Source organism: Paraburkholderia phenazinium (genome assembly GCF_900100735.1).
GTDB classification, from domain to species: Bacteria; Pseudomonadota; Gammaproteobacteria; order Burkholderiales; family Burkholderiaceae; genus Paraburkholderia; species Paraburkholderia phenazinia.
Genome location: NZ_FNCJ01000002.1, coordinates 576,682 through 588,857 on the forward strand (window position 1 = coordinate 576,682; position 12,176 = coordinate 588,857).

Sequence of the window (12,176 nt, forward strand, 5' to 3'; positions counted from 1 at the left end):
AGGCTATCTGGATTTCTTGAATCGCCGGGCGCCGCCTTCGCTTGCCATGTGCCTTTTGTATGCGCATTGGCTGGATCTCAGCGCGAAGACGAGAGGCTCATCAGCAAGCAGACCCGGCCGAGCTTCGCGTCTCACCGACCGTATTTCTCCGCGAACTCGAGCGCACTGAGTTCGCGGAAATCGCCTAGCGCCGCATCGATCTGTGCGGCGTCCCAGTCCCACCAGGCAATCTGCTGCAGGCGCTCCGCCGTCTGCGCGTCCATGCGAAAGCGCAGCACCCGCGCCGGCACGCCCACTACGATCGCGAAAGGCGGCACGTCTTTGGTTACCACGGCGCCCGAGCCGACCGCCGCGCCGGTGCCGATCTTCACCCCTGGCATAACGATGGCGTCGTGGCCGATCCACACGTCATGGCCAATTTCGACGCGATCCTGCGCACGCCACTCGAAGATCCCGGCGTCATCGTCGAGGGAAAAGCCGTACGAACGCGAGCGATATGTGAAGTGGTGCAGGGTGGCGCGCCACGCAGGGTGGTTCGGCGGATTGATCCGCACGCCAGTGGCGATATTGGCGAACTTGCCGATCTGCGCATGGGCGATCTGATTGTCGCCCATCGCGTAACCGTAGTCGCCGAGCACCGATTGGGCGACATGGCTGCGCGGCCCAAGGTAGGTATAGCGGCCAAAATCGCTGGCGCGAACCAGCGACGACGAATGGATCTCCGGCTCTGCCGTCAAGGTGCGGCCAAGCGTCCACGGGTCGGTTGGGACGCCATGATCAATAAGCATGCGAGTTCTCGTGATTCGATAAAGAGGGGACGACTTTGCCCGAAAGGCGCGCCGTCTTGGGGACTAGCCGGTTAGCTGAGCGCAGGACATGCGCCGGCGGCAGTGTTGCCGCCGCCGGGCCGGTCCCGGCTAGGCGACCAGGCCGCGCAGATAAGCGGACACGCGCTCCGCGCAGGCGACCAGCACAAAGGTGGCGATCAACAGAAACGACACCGTCTGGTACTGGAACAGGTTCATTGCCGTGAGCAACTGGAAGCCGATGCCGCCCGCGCCGACGAAGCCGAGCACCAGCGAGGAGCGCAGGTTTTCGTCGAAGCGGAACAGTCCGATGCCGAGCAGCGAGGGCAGCACGCCCGGCACGACTGCGTGGCTCAAGACCTGCAGGCGCCCGGCGCCGGTCAGCGTGAGCGCTTCGACCGGGCCCATGTCCATGTCTTCGATCACCTCGGCGAACAGTCGCCCCAGCATGCCGATCGAGTGGACCGCGAGCGCCAGCGCGCCTGGAAACGGCCCGAGCCCCACCGCCGTGACGAACAGCAGCGCCCACACCAGATCGGGCACCGCGCGGGTCACGCCGATGATTGCTCGTGCCGCGTAGTAGAGCGGCTTGGCGGGCGTCACGTTGGCGGCGGCGAGGATCGCCAGCGGGAAGGCGAGCAGGATGCCGAATACGGTGCCGAAAATCGCCAGATCGATGGTTTCGAGCACGGGCCACAGATTCGGCACGAACTGATCGAAGGCCGGCGGCATGGCGCGCGAAATGATGTCGGCCATCCCGTGCGCACCGGTGACCAGATCCTGCGGACGGGCTTGCACGACGATCCATGCCTGCACGAACAGCGCGAGGATGACGACGATTACACACACCGACCAGAAGGTTCGCACTCCGGATGAAGTGGCCGGGACGCGCATCTCAAGCACCTTGTTCATGCTGCCTCGGCCAGGTAGAGGCTCGCAATCTGCTGACTGGAGACCGCTGAAGCAGGCCGGTCGAACTCCAGCTGTCCGCTGCGCAGTCCCACCAGCCGGTCGGCATAGCGGGTTGCGAGATCGGGCTGGTGCAGCACGCAAACTACCGCGAGTCCGTCCTCGCTGGCCAGACGCCGTAGCAGTCGCATGACTTCGTCCGCGGCTTCGGGGTCGAGGCTCGCAACGGGCTCGTCGGCGAGCAGGACGTGAGGGCGCTGTGCCAGGGCGCGCGCTACAGCGACGCGCTGGGCCTGGCCGCCGGAGAGCGTACCGGCGCGCTGGCTGGCCAGATGCAGCAAGCCGACTTCGTCGAGGTAGGCGCGGGCAGGTTCGATTTCTTCGCGTGGCAGCCTTCCGAGCGCGGTCCCGATCGTGCGGTGGCGCCCCAGGGTGCCGCAGCAGACGTTCGCCAGCACGCTGCGGCGTTTGACGAGATTCGCATTCTGGGAAATCAGCGTGAGCGGCAGGCGCGCCTCGCGCAAGGCTTTACCCGAGAGCGTGGCCAGATCGCGTCCCGCCAGCTCGACCGCACCGCCGGTGGGCCGGTTCAGTCCCACCACGCACTTCATGAAGGTGGACTTGCCGCTGCCGTTGCTGCCCAGCACCACCACCATCTCGCCGGCCCGGACCGACAGGTTGAGGTTGCGCAACGCGGTGTGGCCGTTGTCGTAGCGCATCGTCAGTTCACGGACGGCGAGCTTGACGCCGGGGGCGAGCGAGGTGCGTTGCGCTGTCCCCGGATTGCTGGACCCGGCCGTCACGAATGCGCCTACCGGGTCCAGCGGCAGGTCGCCGGAAGCACTAGAGAGGGTGTTCACAGTTTGGCCAGGTCGATATGAAGCGTGGAGACCAGATCGCGAATCTGGTTGTAGGCGGCATCCGTCTGCGGCACCGTTCTCAACTCGGGATTCTCGTTCGAGGCCAGGAATTTCTGGTCGGCTTCCGGCAGTTGGTGCAGATCGAGCGAACTCAACACACTTGCCAGGCGCGCCTTGAAATCTTCAGGCAGATCGCCACGCACCGCGAGCGGATCGAGCGGAATCGGCTCGGATTGCCACAGTGTCACGTAGGCGGCCGGGTCGTACTCGTTGTGCAGCTTGGCGCTGGCAATCTCTTCGCTGTTCAGCTCGCCGGCGTCGACCTTATGGTTGCGCAGCGCTTCGAACGAAGCGGTGTGGCTGCCCGCGTAGATCGCCTTGATGCCCTTGTCCGGATCGATACCGTTCTTGCTCAAACCGTAGGCGGGGAACAGATGGCCCGACGTAGAGGCCGGATCGGCGTAAGCGAAGGAGCGGCCATTGGTGTCGGCCAGCGTCTTGATACCGGAGCCGGGCCACGTGACGATGGAGGCGTAGTAGGTGGCCGGTTTGCCGTGTTCGCCGGCGAACGTCGCGACCGCTTCGGCGTGCGCTACCTGGTGAGCGAGCACGTAACCGAGCGGGCCAAACTGGCCGAATTCGAGCTTGTCGTTGCGCATGGCCTCGATCTCGGCGTTGTAGCTGGTGGCAACGTAGAGTTGCACGGTGCAGCCGAGCTTGTCGCCGATCATCTTCGCCAGATCCGTGTACACGGGCAGCATGCGCTGCGCCGATTCGTACGGCTCGACGCCGAAGCGAACCACGCCGTCGTTCGGGCAGGCGCCGGCCGCATGTGCCGCGCCGTAGAAGAGGCTAGCGCTCAGTGCTACGGCGGTAAAAACTTTGGACAACTTCATATATTCCTCAAGTTATGTTTGTACCGCACTGAACCGCTCGATGATCGATACCCGAAATACCGTCCCCGCTCGTGCCACTTATCTCAAGGGTGGCGGCTGCCGTTAGCCCCGGACCCCGTATGCAGTTCGGATCATTCTAGGAATCCCATATGACACATCGGTGTACATATGGAGACGTCTAGAGGAATTTTCCGGTCTGCTTCACAGGTGAGATTCAGCAGAATCGAGAGCACGTAGTCAGACGAAAGGGCGCTTGACCGTGCGCTTCGGCGTCCGGCAAGGCAGTCTTCAACATCTAATCGTCTAGACGTTCTGGGGCAGAAAAAGATGCACCAACAAAGCGCGCTTCAGGAATTCTTCGCTGCCTGCAGACATGAACTTGCAGCAGCGAAGTTATTGAAACCGATGGGAATGACAAGACCGTGACATCCGCAGATACTGCGACGCGCCTACTGTTCGAGCAGACGGAAGATTGCGCCGCTACCCGGCCGCAAAAAAGTCCGCCCTACGGTCATAAGGCGGACGAGGACAAGTGTTTTACGACCACTGCGACGAGTGAAGAGGCAGTGTGACGCCATCGTAGGCCTTCAAAAAGGCAGTTGTGCGACGGGGTAATGCTGTGTAAGCGACCGGGCAGGCCGACCCGTGAACGGACGAATTCCGGCGCCGGCAGCCTGCGGTTCGGGGAACCCCCTCCGTCCTCGGGTAAGGCGACGAAAGGAAAAACCGTTGCTTAAAGTGCGACGGACGTCAAAAAAAGTTTGATGAAGGGATTGTGACTTGATAACTTTCCCCTGCCGCACGAGACCGCCTGTTGGAGTGGGTAAGTGACCATATGGTTCGCATGACGAATCATTGGATGCCGCCGTGCTGCATGCGTACAGGGTTCAGTATCCACGCCGCTGTCACCGTAAGTCCGCCCAGATTCGCCATTCATTGAGGTGAAGGACGCTGCACGCGTGTTCGCCCTGGTGTGTGCTGTTCAGGTCAATCCGGAAGGGCGCGGCAATATAAATGTAATTAGTACTACGACGCGTAATGAAAAGAAACGAAATTCAAGTTTCGGCATGAACGGCCGGCCCATGAGCCGGCCGTGCTTGCAGATCGGGGTGATGAGTCCACAAGGCTTCTCACTATGGGTGTGGTCCCTACTGACAAAAGAGAGAGGGGAAATGAAACAACGGGGTTTGACGCTCGCCATCCAAAGAATCGTTTGGGCCGAACTGGCGCTATCGACGGTATGCGGTGCGCCGGCATACGCGCAAAGCCAACCTGCGGCAGCCGCCGATGCGGCCTCGGCAACGGCGGTAACGCCAGCCACCGCGGTACCGGCGGCACCGCCAGCGACCGCGGCCCAACCGGCCAAAGCCGCCTCGGCAACGACGGCCACCTCGACCAGTGGCACGTCGAGCGGTGCAGTGACGCAGATGAAAAAATTCGAAGTCACGGGTTCGCTGATCCGCAGCGCGGATAAGACCGGCTTTAACCAGGTCCAGACGATCTCGCAGAAGGACATCGAGAACAGCGGCGCCACCACGGTGACGGATTATCTGCGTCAGACCAGCGCCAATTCGGCGAGTAGCTGGGGCGAAAGCACGGTCGGCAATCTGGCGCCGGGTGGCTCGGGCATCGCATTACGCGGCATGAGTGAAAAGTACACGTTAGTGCTGGTGGACGGCCAGCGCGTGGCGCCCTACGGCTTCGCTTCGAACGGCACCGACACCTTCTTCGACCTCGACACGTTGCCGGTCAACATGATCGACCGCATCGAGATCGTCAAGACCGGCGCGGTCTCGCAGTACGGCTCGGACGCCATCGCCGGCGTAGTCAACATCATCACCAAGAAAGATTTTCAGGGCTTGCAGCTTGACGGCAGCATCGGCGGGGCGCAACACGGCGGCGAGGGCACCACGAATTTCAGCGTGTTGGGCGGCTTCGGCAACCTGGCCTCGGACGGCTTCAATATCACGGCTGCCGCGAGCTACTATCGCTCCAGCGGCGTCACGATGGCCGAACGGGATATCACCAGCAGCCAGAATTACACCGGTCAGAACGGCGGTTTCTTCGCTCAGCCCAGCTCGTACTGGAGCACCGCGAATGGCGCGCAGGCGCTCAGCAATTGCGGGGCAGGGAGCAGCGTCACCTCGGCGGCCACCAACGTGCAGGCGCAGGAAGCCGGCACAGTGTGTTCCCGCAACGGGGCGAGCGCGCAGTCCATTGCACCGCAAGTGGAGCGCACTAACCTTAAGGTGCATGGCGACTTCAAGATCAGCGACAACGTGCAAGCATTCGCCGACGTCTGGGAGAGCTACGACACCACCAGCCTGCTGACCGGCCTGGCCGGCTTTACCTCCGGGGACAACCTCGGGCAGACGCTCTATTACGGGCCGGGCGGCACCATTGCGCCGTTTCCCGCCAGCGTAGGCGGGACCGCGCTGACCTATTACTTCCCGAATGCGCAGGCGGTGAACACAACATCGAACTTCTACCGTGCCTCGACCGGCCTCAAAGGCTCGTTCGGCACGCAGAACCTCGGTGATTGGGATTGGTCGACATCCTATGGGCACTCCGAGAGCGAAGTGTCCAACGCTTATACCAATCAGATCAACTCGTCGGTCCTGTCGAACTACCTGAGCAGCGTCACGCAGAGCACCTTCAACGCGAATACGCTTAACTCGTTGCCAGGCCTGTTCGGCACCTCGTACGATCAGGCAATTTCCAAGCTCGATACGCTCGATGCGACGATCTCGACGCCGGACCTGTTCAAGTTACCAGGCGGCGACGTAGGCGTGGGTTTCGGTGCGCAGTTCCAGCATCAGAGCGAATATATCGGCGCCGGTTCGACGGCGTTCCTGAGTCCGATTACGCAAGCCGTGGATGGCGAGCGTAACGTCGCGGCGGTGTACTACCAGATCGATATTCCGATCCTTCATAACCTGACCTTCAGTCAATCCGGCCGCTACGACCATTACAGCGACTTCGGCGGTGCGTTCTCGCCGCGCTTCGCGCTGCGCTACCAGCCGGTGTCGATCCTCACGATGTATACCTCGTACGATCGCGGCTTCCGTGCGCCGACGCTGATCGAAACATCGGAGAAGGCGAATCTGGTGTTCCAGACCGTCAATGGCGAGAACGTCAACGAGAATACGGTCGGCAACCCCAACCTGCAGCCGGAGCGCACCAAGAACTACAACGTCGGCTTCGAGTTGTCGCCAGCCCGCAATACGGATTTTGGTTTCGACTGGTACAAGATCGACGTCAGCAATGTGATCGGTCAGGAGGATATTGCGGCGCTGGTGGCGGCCAATCCGGGGCAGTCGGTCTACAACGTGTCGTTCGAGAATCTTTCCTACCTGCATACGGACGGCTTCGAAGCAACGTTCCGCCAGTCGTTGCCGACCAGGATTGGCACCTTTACCTTGTCAGCGGACTGGGCCTATGTGTGGCACTTCACGATGCCCAATGGCGGTGTAGCCGACGATTACGCGGGCAACAACGGTGCGATCGATACGGTATTCGGCGCGTCGTTCCCGCGCTGGAAGGGCAATACGGACCTGAGCTGGGCGTACCACAAGTGGACAACCACGTTGACCTGGCAGTTCACCGGACCGTACGCGCAGACGATCGTTTCCGGCTCGCCGGCCGTGGCCTCGTATAGCCAGTTCAATCTATACACGAGCTATTCAGGCTTCAAGCACTGGACGCTGTATGCCGGCATCAACAATATCTTCAACCGCGCGCCTCCGTACGATCCGGTCTGGCAGTACGAAAGCCGCAGCTACTATGACTCGTCGCTGTACACGTACGTTGGCCGCTATGCACAGATCGGCGCAACGTACAAGTTTTGATGTCTGAGTAGAGGAGGCGGGAATGCGCCGCTCCGGTTCCGCGCCACGGGATCGGAGCGGCGCGTCTCTTTGGCCGGTGTCGTTTGCCGGTGTCGTTTGCCCGTGCCGTCGCTCGCGAAGCGCGCTCGAAGCGGGAAACGTTTCGTAAGCACTGTGACGCCAGGGCCTTTCTTTCGAGTCTAGATACGCCGCAAGGCGACTATTCTGCCCCCACGCGAGCCGCATCCTTCGGCGTGGTCGAGGGCTGTCGTGAGCCCGCGTGCAGCCCGGCGCAATCCGCTGCGATCCGGTCGTTTCCTCGTACAGGGTGAGTCATGTCTACATCGAACACTGCCTTTCCATTCGCTAGTCGGCGCTTTGCAACACGATCCAAGGTCCTTTCCATCTGCGCACTGGTGGCGTGCGCAACGTTCGCCGGCGCCGCACCGGCGGCAAGCTTCCATTGCACCAGCAAGGCTTCGGCGTCCGAGAAAATCGTCTGTCAGGACCCGCAACTCTCCAGTCTCGATGAGCGGCTGGCAGCGGCTTACCAACGTGCGACGCAGGCGAGCCTCGATCCGCGCTCGGTGGAATCCGCCCGCATCGAACAATGGCGTTGGCGCCAGCACAACTGTACTGACAAAGCTTGCGTCCTGAGCTGGTATCAGCGGCGTATTGCCGAACTGGATGCCGACTATGAGCAGGCGAAGCAGGCGCAGCGCGACGCTTTCGAAACCTCGCTGACCGAACAGAAGCTGGCGTTGACGGCAGCCGACGCCGTCAGGCAGCTCAAGAGCGAGTCATTACTGGCGGCAGCGCCGGTGACAGGTGCGGCTTCGAAGTGAACGCGGTGTGCCGCGCATGGATGAACACTCGGCGGAACAAGGATAAAAGCGTATGCGTCACGGGCCATCGGTAAGGCTGGTCGTTTCCGTGGAGGATGGGCCGGAAGATAGCGTTGGCGGTATCGTCGAGCTGAGCGGGCGGAAGGTGGGTGTCTGGTATTACGACGCAATGTCGAGCCAGGTGGTAACGCGCGCCTTCCGGAACAACATCGTCACGGGCAGCGTTGCCGAAGTGGTCCGTCAGTTGCGACGGCTTGCGCTTCGCGTTTAATACCCCCCCCACAGAACACCCGGCCAAGAACCAATCAAACCCGCCTCTCGCGGGTTTTTTGTCGAGTTTGATGAAGACTTTCGACATTGCGACACAAATCTCTACAAAGCAACCGTAGATCGAGGAGTTTGTTCGCTCTAATATTAAATCAGATTACTTCGTAAAGGCATTGACTGTGTGGGCAATGCCGCCAAGGCGGTTGTTTGTCAAGAGAAAGCGCTCCTCCGTTTGAAATTAACCGGCATTTTCGATTCGCAATCGATAAAGCACCTTTTGGCTTGAATAGTAAATGATACAAACGACTGAATCGTTTGCGAAATCGATACCGGTACTGATGTATCACCATGTTTCACCGGCTGGTGGCTCGCTCACCATTTCCCCGGAGAACTTCGAGTCGCAAATCAAGTGGCTGGCAAAGAACGGCTACGTCACGCTGACGGCAGATGAATTCGCGCGCTTTTTACGCGGCGCGCCAATGCCGCGTAAATCGATTGTGCTCACATTCGACGACGGCTATCTGGACAATTACGTCCATGCCCATCCGATTCTGCTGCGGTATGGACTCAACGCAATCATGTTTCTGGTCACCAGCCGTGTCCATGACGGCGCGTTCCGCTCGATCGGCGCCGAGCGTGCCGGGCCGCTGCGCACGCATCAGGCCTGCGAACGGCTCGTCCATGACGGTCGTGCCGACGAGGTGACTGTGCGCTGGAGCGAGGTCGAACTGATGCGCGCGGCGGGCACGTTCGAGTTCCATAGCCACACGCACAGCCATCTGCGCTGGGACCAACTGTGCGGCGACACCGCCAGCAAGCGTCAGCACATCAGCGCGGACCTCGAGCAGTCGAAAGCGATTCTGACCGAGCGCCTCGGCTCGACCTCCCGTCACCTGTGCTGGCCCGAAGGCTATTTCGACGCCGACTATATCGATGCCGCGAAGGCCGCCGGGTACGAGTATCTCTACACGACCCGGAACCTGCGACGCAACGTGCCGGGTAGCGACACTTACCGCATCCACCGCCTGGTCGACAACGGTAAGGACGCTCAATGGCTGGCGCGAAAGATACACCGTTACCAGGATCCCATCTGGGGGCGCGCGTATTACTGGTTCAAGCGAGCCAGGCACTTCCGGAACGAAGCGTGGTCATGAAAATCCTGTATACGAACTTTCACGACGGCGATGGGGGCGGCCATACCACCTATATCCTTAGCCTCGCCAGGGCACTGAGCGCGCGCCATCGCGTAACGATTGCAGCGCCGCTCTCGAGCCGGCTCTATCAGAGCGCGAGCGAGATTCCGGGTGTCGAGGTGGTTGCGCTCGAGTTTCGCAACCGGCTGGGCGCGATGGTCGGGTCGGGCTGGAAGCTACGCCAGCTCATCGAAAACAAGCGCTTCGACATCGTGCACGTCAACGGCTCGGCCGATCACCGCATCGTCATGCTGGCGGCGCTCGGCTTGAGAAGGACGCGGCCGCGCATCGTCTTCACGAAACACAACGATCTGCCCGTGAGCGGCTTGAGCACATGGCTCAAGGGGAAGCTTGGCACCGACTCGGTGATCTGCGTGTCGAATTACACACGGCGGCGCCTCGCCAAGACGGTCTACGACCGCAAGGTGGTGTGGGTCGTGCACCATGGCGTCGATCTGCGCCGCTTTGCGCCGGTCAGAACCGAAGTGGTCGAGCGGCTGCGCAACCGCTGGTGCCCGGTGATTCCTCGCGATGCGCTGCTGGTGGGTAGCGTTGCCGGCACCGAGAGCAACAAGGGCTGGCTGAATATGGTGGCCGCGGTGGCGTTGTTGCCGGCCTCGCAGCGCGAGCGGATCCGTATTGTCGTAGCGGGTCAATTGCCCGATACCCAGCAACGTGCGCGAGTCGCCGCGCTGGGCATGACGGATCATGTGATTTTCACCGGCGTGCTGAGCGACGTGCGTCCTGTGGTGGCGGCGCTCGACGTGGGCTTTGTGCTGTCGCAACGGGAAACGCTCTCGTTTGCGTGTCGCGAGATGATGGCGATGGGCAAACCGGTCATCGTCTCCGACTCGGGCGGTCTGCCGGAAAATGTGGATGCTGGCGTGAACGGCTGGATCGTCGCGCCGCACGAGCATGAACGCATGGCGCAATTGTTGATGCGACTGCTTGGCAACCGGCTCGAGTTGACGCTGGCGGGCATGGCCGCGCGCGCGAGGAGCGTTGCGCAGTTTTCGCTGCAGGCCTTCGCGGAGCGCACCGAGGCGGTCTACCAGGAATGCCTCGCGCGCATTCCGCCTTCCTTCGGCAAGGGCGGCGTGCGTGAATGGAGCACCGTCCAGCGCCACTCCAGCTAGGACGCTGCGCTCAGTCGCAGCTCCCGTCTGAAACATGTCAGACTCCCTGTTGCTTCGCAACCGTTCACCCAGGGTGTTCACATGGAACAGATTGTCTTTCGCTCCGCTATCTTCGCCGATGTTCCAGCCATCGTGGCCTTGTTGGCCGATGATGAGCTCGGCAGTCAGCGCGAGAAAACCGGCTTGCCGCTCGACGAGCGCTATGTCGCGGCCTTTCGCGCCATCGAGGCCGATGCCAATCAGCAACTGGTAGTCGTCGTCGACGGTGACGAGGTGATCGGCACGCTGCAACTCTCGTTCATCCCAGGGATTGCCCGTATGGGCGCCTGGCGCGGCCAGATCGAAGCAGTCCGAATCGCTGCGCACCGGCGCGACTCGGGCCTGGGCCACAAGATGTTCGAATGGGCGATCGCGGCCTGCCGCGTGCGTGGTTGCAACCTCGTCCAGCTCACTACCGACAAGAGCCGCGCCGACGCGCATCGCTTCTACGAGAAGCTTGGTTTCGTAGCGAGCCACGTCGGCTACAAGCTTGCCTTGTGAGCTAGCGTAGGGTACGGTGCGGGCGTATCCGCGCCGTCAGTCTAGAAGGCGGGCTTTAGCGCGGCGTAAGCGCCGGGCGTGATGCCGTAAGCGCGCTTGAAGACCCGGTTAAGGTGGCTTTGATCGTAGAAGCCGGCACTCGCAGCTGCGTCCGCCGCACTGCGGCCAAGGGCAAGCAACTGCTTCGCAGCAATCAAGCGGACTTGATTCGCATAGGCATGCGGTGGCAGGCCGTATTCCTTGCGGAAGGCGCGTATCAGGTGAAACCGGCTGAGGTTCGCCACTGCCGCCAGTTCGTCGATCGGGATGTCGCGCGCAAACTGAGCCGCGATGTAATCGCGCACCCGCGCCATCTTTTGCGTGTCGCGGCCCAGTTCGTTGATGACGGGTCTTGGCTGACCATAGCGGCCGAACAGCATGCCCATGGCCGCCCACCAGTTCGCTTGCCGTTCCATGAGCGGCGTTCGGTTGGTCTCGTCGAGACTCGCATGCGCTTTCAACAGTAGTCTGCACAACTGCGGATCGGGATAAAGTCCGGGCGGGATGGACAAGGGCCGGTCGCCGCGCGAGTCGTCGCTGAAGACGGCGCTTAGCGCCGCAAGCCCGTGCATGTCGAGGTAGATCGCGCGGTAGTGCCACGCCTTATCTTCCCAGACCGCGCCAGAGTGGTATTCGCCAGGCTCGAAGACCAGCACGGTACCGGCGCCGGACACATCACTGCCGGCGCGTGTGTGGCATTGTCCTGCGCCGAGCTCGGTCATCATGATCACGAGTTCGTCATGCACGTGGCGCTCGAACTCGTGTGCACCGTAACGCGCGGTGGCGAGTGCCGCGCCCTCCAGCGCGCCATCACGCCAGAAAAGGACTTCCTGTTTTGAGCTGCCGCTTGCCATGGCT

The 12,176-nt window shown here is 61.7% G+C and carries 11 protein-coding genes; 6 read left to right on the plus strand and 5 right to left on the minus strand.

The features are described from left to right. Positions 1 to 131: 131 nt before the first annotated feature. The 4 genes from BLQ92_RS06405 to BLQ92_RS06420 form a co-directional block, all read right to left on the minus strand. Positions 132 to 788, minus strand: a complete 657-nt coding sequence (locus BLQ92_RS06405; protein WP_090682644.1) for an LbetaH domain-containing protein — start codon at positions 786 to 788, stop codon at positions 132 to 134. 129 nt (positions 789 to 917) lie between these two features. Continuing rightward, positions 918 to 1,718 carry a phosphonate ABC transporter, permease protein PhnE gene (gene phnE / locus BLQ92_RS06410; RefSeq protein WP_090682646.1) on the minus strand — a complete coding sequence of 267 codons (801 nt, stop codon included), beginning with the start codon at positions 1,716 to 1,718 and terminating at the stop codon, positions 918 to 920. After that, on the minus strand, positions 1,715 to 2,575 hold the full coding sequence (gene phnC / locus BLQ92_RS06415) for a phosphonate ABC transporter ATP-binding protein (protein ID WP_244106077.1): 861 nt from the start codon (positions 2,573 to 2,575) through the stop codon (positions 1,715 to 1,717). The genes phnE and phnC overlap by 4 nt, the downstream gene beginning before the upstream one ends. Beyond that, positions 2,572 to 3,471, minus strand: coding sequence for a phosphate/phosphite/phosphonate ABC transporter substrate-binding protein (locus tag BLQ92_RS06420; protein ID WP_090682647.1), 900 nt, complete (start codon positions 3,469 to 3,471; stop codon positions 2,572 to 2,574). The genes phnC and BLQ92_RS06420 overlap by 4 nt, the downstream gene beginning before the upstream one ends. 1,172 nt (positions 3,472 to 4,643) lie before the next feature. Here BLQ92_RS06420 and BLQ92_RS06425 point away from each other — a divergent pair. The 6 genes from BLQ92_RS06425 to BLQ92_RS06450 all read left to right on the plus strand — a co-directional run bounded on the left by BLQ92_RS06425 (position 4,644) and on the right by BLQ92_RS06450 (position 11,279). Beyond that, a complete protein-coding gene (locus tag BLQ92_RS06425) occupies positions 4,644 to 7,319 on the plus strand; it encodes a TonB-dependent receptor (RefSeq protein WP_090682650.1) in 2,676 nt (891 codons plus the stop codon). A gap of 314 nt (positions 7,320 to 7,633) precedes the next feature. Continuing rightward, complete coding sequence (locus BLQ92_RS06430) at positions 7,634 to 8,143, plus strand: lysozyme inhibitor LprI family protein (protein ID WP_143016517.1); 510 nt, start codon at positions 7,634 to 7,636, stop codon at positions 8,141 to 8,143. Positions 8,144 to 8,195: 52 nt separating this feature from the next. After that, on the plus strand, positions 8,196 to 8,414 hold the full coding sequence (locus tag BLQ92_RS06435) for a hypothetical protein (protein ID WP_090682653.1): 219 nt from the start codon (positions 8,196 to 8,198) through the stop codon (positions 8,412 to 8,414). Positions 8,415 to 8,703: 289 nt separating this feature from the next. Beyond that, positions 8,704 to 9,564 carry a polysaccharide deacetylase family protein gene (locus BLQ92_RS06440; RefSeq protein ID WP_090682655.1) on the plus strand — a complete coding sequence of 287 codons (861 nt, stop codon included), beginning with the start codon at positions 8,704 to 8,706 and terminating at the stop codon, positions 9,562 to 9,564. Further along, the gene (locus BLQ92_RS06445) at positions 9,561 to 10,739 is read left to right on the plus strand and encodes a glycosyltransferase (RefSeq protein WP_090682657.1); all 1,179 of its coding nucleotides are present in this window, start codon (positions 9,561 to 9,563) and stop codon (positions 10,737 to 10,739) included. The genes BLQ92_RS06440 and BLQ92_RS06445 overlap by 4 nt, the downstream gene beginning before the upstream one ends. Before the next feature lie 81 nt (positions 10,740 to 10,820). After that, a complete protein-coding gene (locus BLQ92_RS06450; protein WP_090682658.1) occupies positions 10,821 to 11,279 on the plus strand; it encodes a GNAT family N-acetyltransferase in 459 nt (152 codons plus the stop codon). Positions 11,280 to 11,320: 41 nt separating this feature from the next. Here BLQ92_RS06450 and BLQ92_RS06455 read toward each other — a convergent pair whose 3' ends face one another. Beyond that, on the minus strand, positions 11,321 to 12,172 hold the full coding sequence (locus BLQ92_RS06455; protein WP_090682660.1) for an AraC family transcriptional regulator: 852 nt from the start codon (positions 12,170 to 12,172) through the stop codon (positions 11,321 to 11,323). Positions 12,173 to 12,176 lie beyond the last annotated feature (4 nt).